Source organism: Mycobacterium avium subsp. avium, assembly GCF_009741445.1.
Taxonomy (GTDB): Bacteria; Actinomycetota; Actinomycetes; order Mycobacteriales; family Mycobacteriaceae; genus Mycobacterium; species Mycobacterium avium.
Genome location: NZ_CP046507.1, coordinates 4894445 through 4909204, shown reverse-complemented (window position 1 = coordinate 4909204; position 14760 = coordinate 4894445). Strand labels below are relative to the sequence as shown.

At 69.6% G+C, this 14760-nt stretch carries 13 protein-coding genes; 7 read left to right on the top strand and 6 right to left on the bottom strand.

The window, feature by feature from the left end:
* Nucleotides 1–66 precede the first annotated feature (66 nt).
* Together MAA44156_RS22980 and MAA44156_RS22975 are read left to right on the top strand one after the other, a co-directional pair.
* Nucleotides 67–1203: an Rv3169 family protein gene (locus MAA44156_RS22980; RefSeq protein ID WP_009979946.1), complete on the top strand. Its 1137-nt coding sequence runs from the start codon at nucleotides 67–69 to the stop codon at nucleotides 1201–1203.
* A complete protein-coding gene (locus MAA44156_RS22975) occupies nucleotides 1200–2285 on the top strand; it encodes a phosphotransferase family protein (RefSeq protein WP_009979944.1) in 1086 nt (361 codons plus the stop codon). Before MAA44156_RS22980 ends, MAA44156_RS22975 begins: the two co-directional genes overlap by 4 nt.
* Nucleotides 2286–2341: 56 nt before the next feature.
* Here the strand turns inward: MAA44156_RS22975 and MAA44156_RS22970 are convergent, their stop codons facing one another.
* Nucleotides 2342–2719 carry an STAS domain-containing protein gene (locus MAA44156_RS22970; protein ID WP_003874328.1) on the bottom strand — a complete coding sequence of 126 codons (378 nt, stop codon included), beginning with the start codon at nucleotides 2717–2719 and terminating at the stop codon, nucleotides 2342–2344.
* A gap of 447 nt (nucleotides 2720–3166) precedes the next feature.
* On the opposite strand from MAA44156_RS22970, the gene MAA44156_RS22965 reads away from it, so the two are divergent.
* Nucleotides 3167–4060: a fructose bisphosphate aldolase gene (locus MAA44156_RS22965; protein WP_009979942.1), complete on the top strand. Its 894-nt coding sequence runs from the start codon at nucleotides 3167–3169 to the stop codon at nucleotides 4058–4060.
* Between the two features lies 1 nt (nucleotide 4061).
* Here the strand turns inward: MAA44156_RS22965 and MAA44156_RS22960 are convergent, their stop codons facing one another.
* From MAA44156_RS22960 to MAA44156_RS22945, 4 genes are all read right to left on the bottom strand, one after another.
* Entirely contained in the window at nucleotides 4062–5129 is a 1068-nt protein-coding gene (locus MAA44156_RS22960) for a DUF190 domain-containing protein (RefSeq protein ID WP_009979941.1), read from the bottom strand.
* 16 nt (nucleotides 5130–5145) lie between these two features.
* Nucleotides 5146–6318, bottom strand: a complete 1173-nt coding sequence (locus MAA44156_RS22955; RefSeq protein ID WP_009979940.1) for a sulfotransferase family protein — start codon at nucleotides 6316–6318, stop codon at nucleotides 5146–5148.
* Nucleotides 6315–7412: a DUF1214 domain-containing protein gene (locus MAA44156_RS22950; RefSeq protein ID WP_009979939.1), complete on the bottom strand. Its 1098-nt coding sequence runs from the start codon at nucleotides 7410–7412 to the stop codon at nucleotides 6315–6317. The genes MAA44156_RS22955 and MAA44156_RS22950 overlap by 4 nt, the downstream gene beginning before the upstream one ends.
* A 77-nt stretch (nucleotides 7413–7489) precedes the next feature.
* Entirely contained in the window at nucleotides 7490–8074 is a 585-nt protein-coding gene (locus MAA44156_RS22945) for a TetR/AcrR family transcriptional regulator (RefSeq protein ID WP_009979938.1), read from the bottom strand.
* A gap of 200 nt (nucleotides 8075–8274) precedes the next feature.
* Between MAA44156_RS22945 and MAA44156_RS22940 the strand changes: the two genes are divergently transcribed.
* Genes MAA44156_RS22940 through MAA44156_RS22930 form a run of 3 tightly spaced genes read left to right on the top strand, consistent with a single transcriptional unit; the run spans nucleotide 8275 to nucleotide 12137 of the window.
* Nucleotides 8275–10500, top strand: a complete 2226-nt coding sequence (locus MAA44156_RS22940) for an acyl-CoA dehydrogenase family protein (protein ID WP_009979937.1) — start codon at nucleotides 8275–8277, stop codon at nucleotides 10498–10500.
* Nucleotides 10501–10509: 9 nt separating this feature from the next.
* The gene (locus tag MAA44156_RS22935; protein WP_009979935.1) at nucleotides 10510–11718 is read left to right on the top strand and encodes a thiolase family protein; all 1209 of its coding nucleotides are present in this window, start codon (nucleotides 10510–10512) and stop codon (nucleotides 11716–11718) included.
* A 5-nt stretch (nucleotides 11719–11723) separates the two neighbouring features.
* Complete coding sequence (locus MAA44156_RS22930) at nucleotides 11724–12137, top strand: Zn-ribbon domain-containing OB-fold protein (RefSeq protein WP_009979933.1); 414 nt, start codon at nucleotides 11724–11726, stop codon at nucleotides 12135–12137.
* Between the two features lie 3 nt (nucleotides 12138–12140).
* Here the strand turns inward: MAA44156_RS22930 and MAA44156_RS22925 are convergent, their stop codons facing one another.
* Nucleotides 12141–13145 carry a LacI family DNA-binding transcriptional regulator gene (locus MAA44156_RS22925; protein WP_009979931.1) on the bottom strand — a complete coding sequence of 335 codons (1005 nt, stop codon included), beginning with the start codon at nucleotides 13143–13145 and terminating at the stop codon, nucleotides 12141–12143.
* A gap of 259 nt (nucleotides 13146–13404) precedes the next feature.
* Here MAA44156_RS22925 and MAA44156_RS22920 point away from each other — a divergent pair, with 259 nt between their 5' ends.
* A complete protein-coding gene (locus MAA44156_RS22920) occupies nucleotides 13405–14760 on the top strand; it encodes an amidohydrolase family protein (RefSeq protein ID WP_031351906.1) in 1356 nt (451 codons plus the stop codon).

Here is a 14760-nt window from a genome sequence, read left to right as displayed (position 1 = left end):
CAGGGCCGGACCTGTTGACGAAATACCTTGCCGCGCAACCGTATTGCTAGCCAGAAAGGCCGATTGATGGGGTATTCCGCCGCCGACGAGTCGTTCACCCACCAGCTTCCGACCACCTTCGACCAGGTGCACGACGCCGACCCGACCTGGTCGGATCGCTGTTATTTCTTTGCCGCGGCACCGGACGGCACCATGCTGTTGGCCAGCGGCTACGGCAACAACCCCAACACCGCCAGCGGGCTGGGCTACGTCAAGGTCAGCCTCGCCGACGGCCGGCACTGGGACCTGCTGTCCGGGCGGCCGGTCACCGGCGACGACAGGGGTGAGCTGCGCGCCGGGCCGATGCGCTGGACCTGCGTCGAGCCGCTGAAGAAGTGGCGACTCGACGTCGGGCCCAACAACTCCGGCATCGAATGGGAGCTCTACTACGAACCCACCGCCCCGATGTGGGAGCTGTTGCCGATGAAGGTGTCCGGCCCGGACGGCCGGCTGCTGGCCGACATGTACCACATGAAAGAACCGGGGCGCTGGAGCGGCTGGGTGCGCATCGACGGCCAGCGCGTCAGCGTCGACGGCTTCCACGGCGGCCGGGACCGCACCTTCGGGGTGCGGGTCTCCGACCGGATCGACTTCTGGTTGTGGCTGGACGCCGGATTCGGCGACCACGCCATCGAAGCGTGGGTCATCGAATCCTGCGACGGCACAGTCCTTTACGCCGACGGCGGCATCACCTATGCCGACGGGACGCCGTCCAAACGGTTCGTCAAGATCGAGCACGAGGTGGAATTCGACGGCGAGCGCAAGCGGCCCGCGCGCGCGGTGCTCGTGTTCACCGACGAAGACGGCCGGGCGCACCGGGTGGTCGCCGAGGCGCCCCATCCGCAGGTCAACGCCTACTACGGGCTGCCGATGGCGCACTGCCACTACGAAGACCTGGGCGGCGGCTCCTACTTCATCCATTTCGCTTGGGACAGCAGCGATCCCGAGCAGCTGAGCGAGACCGAGGACAAATCGATGGCGCTCGACCAGCTGATGCGGTTCGAACGCGACGGCCACACCGGTTGGGGCATCTTCGAATTGCTGCTCGGCGGGCAGGGCTATCGTCGCTACCCCAATTGGAGGGCCATGGACATGTCCGCGTTCACCCAGGACAAGACGCCGGTGGACCGTCTGCCGGCCGACGGCGACGGGGCCGACCGGTGACGCTGGGCGCCGAGCGGGAACGACGGCTGACCGGCTGGCTGCGCGGCCGGCTGCCGGACGCCGACGACGTGCGGGTCGAGGGCATCGACCGGGTCAGCTTCGGGCACTCGGCCGAGATGATGACGATGAGCGTCATCGCGACCCGGCGCGGCCGCGACGAGCGGCGCGACGTGGTGTTGCGGCTGCGGCCCAGCCCGCCGGCGCTGCTGGAGCCCTACGACCTGGCGCGGCAGTTCGGCATCCTGCGCGCCCTGGCCGACACCGACGTCCGGGCGCCGCGGGCGTTGTGGCTGGAACCCACCGGAGACGTGCTCGGCCGGCCGTTCTTCGTGATGGAACGGGTCGCCGGCGAGGTCTACGAGATGCAGCCGCCCGCCGATGCGTCCGATGACACCGTGGCCCGGATGTGCGAGAGCCTGGCCGAACAGCTGGCCGCGATCCACGCCGTCGACCTCACCCGGACCGGACTGGCCACCCTCGACGACGGCGCCGGCCACCTGGATCGCGAACTCGGCCACTGGGCCGCCGAGATGAACCGGGTCAAACGCGGGCCGCTGCCCGCCCTGGAGCGGTTGCACCGGGCGCTGCTTTCCGGTAAGCCTGCGCCGTGCCCGCGCATCACGCTGGTGCACGGCGACGCCAAACCGGGCAACTTCGCCTTCACCGGCGGCGAGGTCAGCGCGGTCTTCGATTGGGAGATGACCACCGTCGGCGACCCGCTCACCGACATCGGCTGGCTGGAGATGCTGTGGATGCAGCCGGTCGGGATCAACAGCCATCCCGCGGCGCTGCCCATCGACGCCCTGCTGGCGCACTACCAGTCGGCCAGCGGCATCGAGCCGGTCAACCGGCCCTGGTATCGGGCCTTCAACGCCTACAAGATGGCGGTCATCTGCCTCATCGGGGCGATGCTCGTCGAGGACGGCCACAGCGACGACCAGAAGCTGGTGCTGGCCGCCTACGGCACCGGGCTGCTGACCAAGGCCGGACTCGCCGAGCTGGGCATCGACGAACCCCTCGACGACGGCCCGGTGCTGCCGCGGCAGGAACGCATCCAGCAGGTGCTGGCCCGCGCCCAGTGATCAGGCATTCGCGTCCGCGCGAACCGGGACCGGTCATCGATCAGCCCCGGCGCGGCTCACGCACCGGACAGGGCGCTCAGCGCGTCGTTCAGGCTCGGGTAGAGCGAGAGCACGCTGTCGATTCCCATCAGTTTGATCGGCCGGCTGGTGGCCGAGCCGTCGGCCACCACCGCGAACTTCGTCGGTGGCTGCAGCTCGGCCTGCGTGGTCACCAGCACGGTCATCCCGGCCGACGCCAGAAACCCGACCTTGGACAGGTCGACGATCAGCGCGGCCGGTTTGGCGGCCAGGGCGGTCTGAATGGCCTCGGCCAGCATCGGCGAGCTGAGCATGTCCACCTCGCCGGAGACGGTGAGCACGACCGCCTGATCTACCTGGTGTTTGCCCACCTCGAAGGGGGTGGGGTCGGCGAGATCGCCGGGTTGTTCGCCCATGGTCCATCACTCACATTCGGTCCCTGCGGGGGACACCGCTAGCTATCGAAAACAGCCACTGCCATATCCGGGGGCTGTTGATTCAACCCCACGGGAACTCGCTCGCCTGCGGGGGAGACGCACCCCGTCGATCTGCGCTGCGAGTGCAGATCCAGCTAACACGCGTTTAGTCAATGGTAGGACACGCGGCGTAGCACGCCCAAAATGCCGGACGGTTTGCGGGCGCCGTCGCCCGATGCCGGGTCCGCCGGCCGCCGGCGCCGACGTTTACCGGACCCGCGGCGGCGGTACCCTCCCGCACGCTCGTCCGGGATGCGGCGAATATGATCGGCACGATCCAAGCTCGAGCGCGCGCGGGCATCTCAAAAGTCGGAGGCCGGGTGCGCCGCGCCGGCGCGGACCATGTGCGGTGTGCCCGTGAGGGCCATGAGGAAGTGGGAGAGTTCAATGTCGAACCAACAGCAAGCGGAGCGGATGACATCGGGCAAAGGGTTCATCGCCGCGCTCGACCAGAGCGGCGGCTCGACGCCCAAGGCGCTGCGCCTGTACGGCATCGAAGACAGCGCGTACTCCTCCGAGAAGGAGATGTTCGACCTCATCCACCAGATGCGGTCGCGGATCATCACCTCGCCGGCGTTCACCGGCGACCGGGTGCTGGCGGCGATCCTGTTCGAGCAGACCATGGACCGCGACATCGAGGGCAAGCCGTCGACCACCTACCTGTGGGAGACCAAGGGCGTGGTGCCCATCCTCAAGATCGACAAGGGTCTGGCCGAAGCGTCCGACGACGTGCAGCTGATGAAGCCGATCCCCGGGCTCGACGAGCTGCTGCAGCGGGCCGTGAGCAAGGGCGTGTTCGGCACCAAGGAACGGTCGGTGATCGGCGGCGCCAACCCGGCGGGCATCGCCGCGGTGGTCGCCCAGCAGTTCGAGCTCGCCCACCAGGTGCTCTCCCACGGGCTGGTGCCGATCATCGAACCCGAGGTCACCATCTCGATCGCCGACAAGCCCAAGGCCGAGGGCATCCTGCGCGACGAGATCACCAAGCAACTCGACTCGGTGCCCGACGGGCAGCGGGTGATGCTCAAGCTGAGCCTGCCCACCGAGGCCAACTTCTACCGCCCGCTGATCGAACACCCCAAGGTGATGCGGGTGGTGGCGCTCTCGGGTGGCTACTCCCGCGAGGAGGCCAATGAGCTGCTGGCCAAGAACGCCGGCCTGATCGCCAGCTTCAGCCGGGCGCTCACCGAGGGCCTCACGGTCGACCAGTCCGACGAGCAGTTCAACGCGACGCTGGACAAGGCGATCCAGTCGATTTACGACGCCTCGGTCGCCGGCTGAGTTAGTAGCGGTGCCGGGCCATCCGCCCGGCGCCGGGCCCGCCGTCGTCGGACACCAGCGCGGGCACCATCTCGCTGGTGACCAGGCCCTCGGCGCCGGTCAATTCGTCGATGACGGCGAAGGATTCGGCGATGTGGGCCGGCGTGTCGACGACGATGGTGACCACGGGCACCCGTCGGGTCAGCGCGAACAACCCGTCCCCGTGCGGCGGGTGGTCGCCGTGAAAAGCCCAGACGCCGCGCAGCACGGTGGCGCCGTCGGCCGCCGTCGCCTGACGCAGCCGCGCCACGATCGCGCGGTGAATCGGCACGCCGCCGTGCCGCGCGGATTCGGAGGTGTACACGGTCAGCTGCTGGAACAGCGGCAGCCCGCGCTCGTCGACGCCGGGCAGGGCGTGCGGCGGCTCCAGCAATCGGCCGTCGCGCTTGCATACTCGGACCCGTTCCAGCGTGAACAGCGGCCGGCGCAGCAGCGCGGCGATCTCGGGCAGCACCCGCCCGATGTGCGCGCCGGATCCGACCACCACGATCATCATCGGCACGTCGACGTTGCGGCCGAAGAAGCTGGCGCGGCGGCGTTCTCCGTGCACGACACCGTCGACGCCCAGCAGCACCGTGGCGCCGGCCAGGCCGCGTCGGTGCAGCAGATCGCAGACCCCGATGGAGGCCGGCGCCCCGTTGACGCGCTGCTTGCGGCCGAGGTAGACGGTCAACTTGGCGGCGTCACCCTCGGGCGGGCGCGCCGCGCCGACGTCGGCGTGCAGCAGCCGGGCCCGCTCCAAGGTGACCAGGCCGCGTTGTTTGACGGCCAGCACCTCATCGAGCAGCGCCTCGATCTTGGCCCTGGTGTCGGTCGCGACGATGGCTACCGGGGGATCCTCCGACAGGGTGAGGGACTCGTCGCTGCGCAGCCGGTGTCCGCTGCCGAACCCGCCGATGCCGCGGAGCAGCACCGCGCACTCCACCCGGTGGCGGGCGTACAGGTCCAGCAGGACGTCGGAGACGAAGCGGTTCCCGGCCCGCCTCCGCTCGGCCAGGTAGGTGGTGAGTTTCAGGCAATCGTCGTCCACCGCAGCTCCCGTCGCCTCAGCGCAACGCCTCGGTGGGTACCCCGTAGCGGTCCTGATAGGCGCGCACCCGCTCACGCACCGCACCGGCGTCCAGCCCGGTGTCCGACCAGGTGTAGCGGCTGCGCCCACCGTCGGAGGGATGCGACGCGAGGAACTCGCGCATTCTCTGCTCGGCATCGGGCCGCAGCTCGCGGTCCAGCCGCTCATAGATGTCTTTGATCGTGGTCCACGGGTCCTTCATGAAATCGGCGTACTGCACGTCGATCACGCGGCCGGGCGGCACGGCGCCCCGGTCGCGCAGCGCCATCTCGCGGTCCAGGCCCACGACGATCTCCTCGTAGGACTGCGCCGCGCACTCGGTGATGCTGGACTCGTCGCTACACATCCCGCGCAGGTGATGGGTCAGCGCCGCGATGGAGGAGATGACGTTGAGCGGATCGCGGTGGGTCTGCACGATCAGCGCGTCCGGGTACTCGGCCAGCAGCGCATCCAGCTGCCACAGGTGCGCCGGGGATTTCAGCAACCACTGCCCGGGCACGCCGGACTGCAAGTGCTGCAGGAAAATTCGGTGGAAGCGGTAGGCGCCCGCGTGGTCCGCCTCGTACAGCAGCCAGCGGTAGTAGTTCGGCAGCCGGTACTGCACCGAGAAGATCATGCTGACGAACTCGGCCGCGGTGATGCGCACACACTCCTGCCCGACCAGCGCGCCCATCGGGTGAAAGGCCAGGAACCCGGGCATGATCTGCTCGGACAGGTCGATGCCGGCCTGTGTCCGGGCGATGCGCGGATCGTCGTGATAGGTCTCGGGCCGCGGCACCGGACAGGGCTCGTCGACCTCCCAGGTGAGCGGCGCGCGCAGCGCGGGATCCTGGGCGAGCAGGTCGTAGAGGATCGTCGTCCCGGTGCGCGGCTGGCCGACGATGAAGATCGGGGCGCTGATCTTCTGCTCGGCCACCTCGGGATGTGCTTTGCGCCAAGCGATTACGTTGAGCCGGTTCTTCAGCGCACGCATGATGTCCAGGTGAGCGATCTCGACGCCGATGTCGGACAGCCGCGCGTCGTTGATCAGCCCGTCGGTGAGGCGGTGCAGCCCGGGCCGCCAGCCCTCGGCGCCGAAGTCGTCGCTGCCGGCCTGCTCGCAGGCGGCGGCGATCAGCCGTTCCGGGGCGAACCGGTCCTGCAGGCTCATGGTCGCTCCCGCGCTTCGCGCACCGACACCGCGACCTCGGGCGGGCTCGGGTTGTCCAGCCAGCGCAGCACGACGAAGCCGCGATGCCGGCCGCCGGTGTCCAGCCAATGGCCAAAGCCGAAGTCCCGCGCGGAGATCGCGATGCGCACCCGTCCGTCCGCGTCCGGCCGCACGCCGCGGTTCGTCACCGAGCTGTGCCGGCGGCGCGGCTCCAGGCATTCGTGCCAGATGCTTTCCAGCGTGACGTTCCAATACCGGGTGTCGGGCGGCGCGATGTCGAGCACCAGGGCCTGGCCGGGATCGAGCCGGAAGGTGCCCATCATGTACAGGTTGTCCGGGGTGGTGTCGGCCTCGCCCAGGTCGGCGGCCTGGGCGGTCAGCAACGTGTTGGGGGATTGCAGCAGTTCGGGTTTGATGGTGCGGTGCAGCGTCGCGAGCTTCATCAACGACCATGCCATCGCGGTGAACTGGTCGGCGAGCTGCTCGTCGGTGAGCGGCGTCAGCGGGCCGGGGTCCAGCGCCTCGATGCGCAGGGTGGCCAACTGCTCGGCGGCCCGATCGCCGATGTATTCCCGGACCACCACCGACGACGCATCCGGCGGGATCTTCACCCACTGGGCGCCGGCCGGATCCGACGGCTCGTCGGCCGACAGCAGCAGCGCGAATTCCCCTGCTTCCGAGGCCAAGTCGGCGTCGCTGAGATAACCGGCCATCCGCCGCGGGGTGAGCCCGGTGCCGGCCAGGATCTGAAAACCCAGGTACGCGCTGGTTCCCCGGGTGCCGGTGATCCGGTAGCGGCGGTCCCCGCGGATCATCGCCAGGTAGTAGTTGCCGTCCGGGTTGGGGCCGCCGACCATCCGGTTGTCCGAACACATATCGAAGAACGACGGCCGCTCCGGGTCGGCCTCGACCGTCATCTGCGCACACAGTGACGACACCCGCGCCACCACGCGCAGCCCCTCGGCCAGTTCCCGTTCGGTCTCGGCGTCCTCGGTCACGATCGCGGTGACGTCGGCGAGCATCCGCTGGAAGAATTGCCACGCGTCGCGCGCCTTGGGAGCGGCCTGATCGGGCGAACCGGGGGTGTGGACCACCGCCTCATGCTAGGACCATTCGGTTGCGGCGCACGCCGGATCGGCGAATCCGCCGCGCCGCCAAGGCCGTCCGGGCGTCAGCCTGCGGTCAGGGCGGCCACGATGAGGCGGGTGGTGTGTTCCGCCCGGCGGCGCGAATAGCGTTGCGCGCCGGACAGAATCGGATACACCACACCACCGACGATGGCGTCCGCGGCCGATTCGGCGGTGGCCGCGTCCACGCCCTCGGCCAGCAATCGGGCCCGCACGCTGTCGTGCAGCGGCGCGCTGAACCCGGCGCGCAGTTTGACCGCGGTGTCCTCGTGCTCCATGCACGCCACGGTCAGGGTGCGCAGCATGGCCGAACCGCGCGGCGTCGTGAGGCTGGTGACCAGCTTGCCCACCCAGCCGACCAGGTCGGCGGCCAGATCGCCGCTGTGCTCGACGGATGCGAGCAGCCTGTCGGCGTCTTCCAGCATCACGTCGGCGACCAGGGCGGGACGGGTGGGCCACCAGCGGTAGATGGTCTGCTTGCCCACCCCGGCGCGGGCGGCGACCGCCTCGATGGTCAGCCCGTCGAACCCCCGCTCCAGCAGCAGTTCCCGGGTCGCGGTGACGATCGCGGTGCGCGACCTCTCGCTGCGTCTTCGCGGCGCGGCGGGCCCGTTGGGATCGGTTGGCATCTGGTGGTCCTCGCTTCTGCGGATCCGCAGTCGGCGCCCGCTCGCCGGGGATCGGGCGCGCTTTACATATCCTGACCCGCCCCGGTAGTCTGCCACAAGACGAGACGGTCCGTCTTGCGAAAGGTGCGGCGGGTCGCCGCCAGCGGAGTCGAGAGGAATCGGTCGGTGCGGCCATCGCCAGTGACAATGCGGCCGTCCTCATGACCCTGGGGTTGAGTCCGGAGCAGCAGGAGCTCGGCGACGCCGTCGGGCAGTTCGCCGCCCGCAACGCCCCCATCGCCGCCACCCGGGACAGCTTCGCCGAGCTCGCCGCGGGCCGGCTGCCGCGATGGTGGGACCGCTTGGTCACCAATGGTTTTCACGCCGTGCACCTGCCCGAGGAGCTGGGCGGTCAGGGCGGCCGGCTGATGGACGCCGCCTGCGTGCTGGAGTCGGCGGGCAAGTCGCTGTTGCCCGGTCCGCTGCTGCCGACGGTGGCCGCAGGCGCGGTCGCGCTGCTGGCCGACCCGGCACCGGCCGCGCGGTCGGTGCTGCGCGACCTCGCCGCCGGCATCCCCGCGGCCGTCGTGCTGCCCGGCGACGGTGACCTGCATGCCGGGCCCGGCGACGGGCACTGGCTGCTCAGCGGCGCCTCGGAGGTCACCGCGGGGGTGTGCGCGGCGCGCATCGTCCTGGTCGGCGCGCGGACCCGGGACGGCGAGCTGGTGTGGGCGGCGGTGGACACCGAAAAGCCCACGGCCACAGTCGAACCCATTTCCGGGACCGACCTCGTCGCCGACGCCGGGGTGCTGCGGCTGGACAACCACCGCGTCCTGGACTCCGAGGTGCTCACCGGCATCGACCCCGAGCGCGCCCGCTGCGTGGTCCTCGGGCTGGTCGCCGCCACGACCGCCGGGGTGATCCAGTGGTGCGTGCAGGCCGTCACCGCCCACCTGCGGATCCGCGAGCAGTTCGGCAAGGTGATCGGAACCTTCCAGGCCCTGCAGCACAACGCGGCGATGCTGTTGGTCAGCAGCGAGCTGGCCACCGCGGCGGCCTGGGACGCGGTCCGCGCCGGTGACGAATCGCTCGACCAGCACCGCATGGCCGCCGCCGGCGCGGCGGTGATGGCGATCTCGCCCGCCCCGGACCTGGTGCTCGACGCGTTGACGATGTTCGGCGCCATCGGCTTCACCTGGGAACACGACCTGCATCTGTACTGGCGGCGCGCCATCAGCCTGGCCGCCTCGATCGGGCCGGCCAACCGCTGGACCCGCCGGCTCGGCGAGCTGACCTGCACCCGGCAGCGCGACATGGCGGTCAACCTGGGCGACGCGGAATCGGAGTTTCGCGCCAAGGTAGCCGAAACCCTCGATGCCGCATTGGAATTGCGCAATGACCAGCCCGGCCGCCAGGGTGACTACCCGGAATTCGAGACGGGGCCGCAGCGCACGCTGATCTCCGATGCCGGCCTGATCGCGCCGCACTGGCCCAAGCCCTGGGGTCTGGACGCCGGCCCGCTGCGCCAGCTCATCATCGACGACGAGTTCGCCAAGCGGCCCGCGCTGGTTCGGCCATCGCTGGGCATCGCCGAATGGATCCTGCCCTCGGTGATCCGCGCCGCGCCGAAAGACCTGCAGGAGAAGCTGATACCGCCGACGCTGCGCGGCGAGATCGCGTGGTGCCAGCTGTTCAGCGAACCCGGCGCCGGCTCGGACCTGGCCGCGCTGTCCACCCGGGCCACCAAGGTCGACGGCGGCTGGACCATCAACGGCCACAAGATCTGGACGTCGGCCGCCCACCGAGCCGACTACGGCGCCCTGCTGGCACGCACCGACCCGCAGGCCGGCAAGCACCGCGGCATCGGCTATTTCGTCGTCGACATGCGCTCCGCCGGGATCGAGGTCCAGCCGATCAAAACCGCCACCGGTGACGCGCATTTCAACGAGGTGTTCCTCACCGACGTCTTCGTGCCCGACGACATGCTGCTGGGCGAACCGACCGGGGGCTGGAACCTCGCAATCGCCACCATGGCCGAAGAACGCTCGGCCATCAGCGGTTACGTCAAGTTCGACCGCGCGGCCGCACTGCGCCGGCTGGCGGCCCAACCGGGGCCGGACCGCGACGACGCGCTGCGCGAGCTCGGCAGGCTGGACGCCTACACCAACGCGATCAAGGCGCTGGGAGTGCGCGAGACCATCCGGCTGCTCGACGGCCAGGCGTCCGGGCCGGCGTCCAGCATCGCCAAGGTGGCGATGAATGTGCTGCTGCGACGGACATTCGAGGCCACGCTGCAGCTGACCGGGCGACTGGCGATGGCCGCCGACTCCGACCCCGCCGTCGTCGAGCCGTATCTGCATCTGCCCGCCGAACTGATCGGCGGGGGCACCCGCGAGATCCAGCTCAACATCATCGCGCAGATGATCCTCGGACTACCCCGAAAGTAGGTTGCGCACATGGGATTACGCGGGGAAGCCGCGATCGTCGGATATGTGGAGCTGCCGCCGGAGCGGCTCAGCAAGGCCTCGCCGGCGCCGTTCGTGCTGGAGCAGTGGGCCGAGCTGGGCGCGGCGGCACTGCAGGACGCCGGGCTGCCCGGCGAGGTGGTCAACGGGATCGTCGCCTCGCACCTGGCCGAGTCCGAGATCTTCGTGCCCTCCACCATCGCCGAATACCTGGGCGTGGGCGCACGATTCGCCGAGCACGTCGACCTGGGCGGGGCCAGCGCCGCGGCCATGGTGTGGCGCGCGGCCGCCGCGATCGAGCTCGGCATCTGCGACGCCGTGCTGTGCGCACTGCCCGCCCGCTACATCACGCCGTCGTCGAAGAAGAAACCCCGGCCGATGGTCGACGCGATGTTCTTCGGCTCGTCGAGCAACCAATACGGTTCTCCACAAGCCGAATTCGAGATCCCGTACGGCAACCTCGGCCAGAACGGCCCGTACGGCCAGGTGGCCCAGCGCTACGCCGCGGTCTACGGCTACGACGAGCGGGCGATGGCCAAGATCGTCGTCGACCAGCGGGTCAATGCCAACCACACCGACGGGGCGATCTGGCGGGACACGCCGCTGACCGTCGAGGACGTGCTGGCCAGCCCGGTCATCGCCGACCCGCTACACATGCTCGAGATCGTCATGCCCTGTGTCGGCGGGGCCGCCGTCGTGGTCGCCAACGCGGACCTGGCCAAGCGGGCGCATCATCGCCCGGTGTGGGTCAAGGGATTCGGCGAACACGTGCCGTTCAAGACCCCGACCTACGCCGAGGACCTGCTGCGCACCCCGATCGCCGCGGCCGCCGACACCGCGTTCGCCATGACCGGCCTGAGCCGTGCCCAGATGGACGTGGTGTCGATCTACGACTGCTACACCATCACGGTGCTGCTGTCGCTGGAAGACGCCGGCTTCTGCGAGAAGGGCAGGGGCATGGAGTTCGTCGCCGACCATGACCTCACCTTCCGCGGCGACTTTCCACTCAACACCGCCGGCGGCCAATTGGGTTTCGGCCAAGCGGGTTTGGCCGGCGGCATGCACCACGTCTGCGACGCCACCCGCCAGATCATGGGCCGCGCCGGCGCGGCGCAGGTCCCCGACTGCAACCGGGCCTTCGTGTCCGGCAACGGGGGGATCCTGTCCGAGCAGACCACACTCATCCTCGAGGGAGACTGATCGCAATGACCACCTTCGAGCGGCCGATGCCCGTCAAAACGCCCACCACCGCGCCGTTTTGGGATGCGCTGGCGCAGCATCGCATCGTCATCCAGTACTCGCCGTCGCTGCAGTCCTACGTGTTCTACCCGCGGGTGCGCGCGCCCCGCACCCTGGCCGACGACCTGGAATGGCGGGAGATCTCCGGGATGGGGACGCTGTACTCCTACACGGTGGCCCACCGGCCGGTCAGCCCGCACTTCGCCGACGCGGTGCCGCAGCTGCTGGCCATCGTCGAATGGGACGAGGGCCCAAGGTTTTCCACCGAAATGGTGAACGTTGACCCGGCCCAGCTGCGGGTCGGGATGCGGGTGCAGCCGGTGTTTTGCGACTACCCCGAGCACGACGTCACGCTGCTGCGCTACCAGCCCGCGGACTGAGCTTCAGGTCGACGATCGCACCACCAGACGCGCGATGTCGGTCAGCTCGGGCGAGGGCGGGGCGGCATGCCCCAGCCGCTCGAAGACCGCCGCCAGCGCCGCGTCGGCCACCGCGCAGGGATCGAATTGCACGGTGGTCAACGGCGGCGTGCTGACCATGCCCATCGGGCTGGCGTCGACGCCCATCACCGCCAGGTCGCCCGGGCAGCGCAGCCCCGCCTGATGGATGCCGTACAGGACGAGGCAGGCGATCTCGTCGCTTTGGGCGCACACGGCGGTCACCCCGTCGCGCACCCAGGCGCTGACCACCGACGCGGCGGTGTCCAGGGTGACCTCGTCGGCGCGCACCGGCGGCAGGCCGCGCAACCGCGCCGCCCGCGATACGCCTTCGAACCAGTAGTCGCCCAACGCCCGCCAGCGGGCAATCCCGGTGTAGGCGAACGCGATTCGTCGATGCCCTCGCTCGACGAGGTGCGCAATCCGCATCTCGCCGACCGACAGGTGCGGGTCGTTGAGCGCGGGCAGGGTGCCGATCTCGATGTGCGGGATGCCGGCTTCGGTCACCGCCCGGCGGGCCGCGGCGCTCAGGGGGAACAGGCTGGTGACCGCGACGGGGTCCAGGTTGGCGATGGCGTCGACCACGTGCTGGTCGTCGTCGGTCTCGAAAACCTGCACCTGCAGCAGACCCTCGCGGGCCAGGGCGGTGGTCATGCGACTGCCGGCCTGCATCGGCATCTCGCCCACGGCCACGTGCGGGACCACGTAGAGCACCACGCCGCTCTTGCCGCGCGCGAGGTTGCGGGCGGCGAGGTTGGGCCGGTAGCCGAGCAGTTTGGCGGCCCGGTACACCGCGTCGCGGGTGTCGGGCGAGATGCGGCGGCCCCGCGCGTTGTTCAGCACGTAACTGACGGTGGCGGTCGACACGCCGGCCAGCCGGGCCACGTCGGCGGTGGTCGGACGCGCCGCCTTGTTGCTGCTCGAATTTCCGTTACCTTGCGGCCCGGTCATGCCTCATGGTGGCATGCCCGCGCGCCCGCGCGGCGCGGCCTGCCGCGACCGCCCCGCCAGCATAGGGACTAATAGTCCCAAAGACGACGGGCCTGCGCGCTCCCGGCCGACCCGCGGGCGCGCCGCCGTTCCGGCGGAAATCGCCGGCACTGCCGGGTGATACGGCGGCGAGTTGGGCGGCGTGACGCGACGGCCGCCGTTGACACTGCGAGCGGCGCCATTGTCTACTAGTCGCTAGTCGGTGACCGAGGAGCACGGCATGAACAAGGACGATCTGATCCTGATCAGCGTGGACGACCACATCGCCGAGCCGGCCGACATGTTCGACGCCCACGTCCCCGCCAAGTACAAGGACCGCGCGCCGCGGGTGGTCGTCGAGCCCGACGGCATCCAGCAGTGGTACTACGGCGACATCCGCGGACGCAACATGGGCCTGAACGCCGTGGCGGGCAAGCCGCGCGAGATGTACAACATCGACGCCAGCCGCTACGACGAGATGCGGCCGGGCTGCTTCAACGTCGACGAGCGGGTCCGCGACATGAACGCCGGCGGCCAGCTGGCGGGCCTGAACTTCCCCAACTTCACCGGGTTCTCCGGCCAGGTGCTCAACCAGGGCCCGGACCGCGAGGTCAACCTGGTGATGATCAAGGCCTACAACGACTGGCACATCGACGAGTGGTGTGCCGCGTACCCGGGCCGGTTCATCCCGTGCGGCATCCTGCCGCTGTTCGACGTGGCCGAGGCCGCCAAGGAGGTTAACCGCTTGGCCGCCAAGGGATGTCATGCGGTGACGTTCTCGGAGAACCCGGAAGCGTTGCAGATGCCCAGCATTCACACCCGGTATTGGTACCCGTTGTTCGAGGCGGTCTGCGAGAACAAGACGGTGCTGTGCACCCACGTGGGCTCGGCGTCGCGGTCCCCGCAGGTGTCGACCGACGCCCCGCCCAGCGTGCAGATGACCGCCTCGTCGATGATGAGCATGTTCACCTTCACCGAGCTGATCTGGGCGCAGTTCTGGGCGGACTTCCCGGAACTGAAATTCTCCCTCACCGAGGGCGACGTCGGCTGGATACCGTACTTCCTGTGGCGGGCCGAGCACGTCTACAACCGCCATTCGGGCTGGACGCTGGCCACCTTCCCGCCCGGCTACAGCGGCCCCACCGACGTGTTCAAACGACACTTCTACACCTGCTTCATCAGCGACAAAGTCGGTGTGCGCAACATGGATTGGTTCAACGAGGACATGCTGTGCTGGGAGTCCGACTTCCCGCACTCCGACAGCAACTGGCCGTTCGCGCCGGAGGACGTCATCGACACCATGGGCCACCTCGACGACGCGGTGATCAACAAGATCACCCACGAAAACGCCATGGCCGCCTACTCATTCGACCCGTTTCGGCACATCCCGAAGGAGCAGGCCCGGGCCGGTCACCTGCGCGCCCAGGCGACCGACGTCGACGTGGTCACCCACGTCGGGCACCGGGCCAGCCAGCGCGACCGCGACGCGTGGACGAGGATGACGCAATTCGCCCTGCAGGCCCAGGCGTCAGCCCAGGCGCCGGTGACGGTCGAGGCGGCCGGGATCGCCGGCCGCGCCACCACATTGGGCAACTGA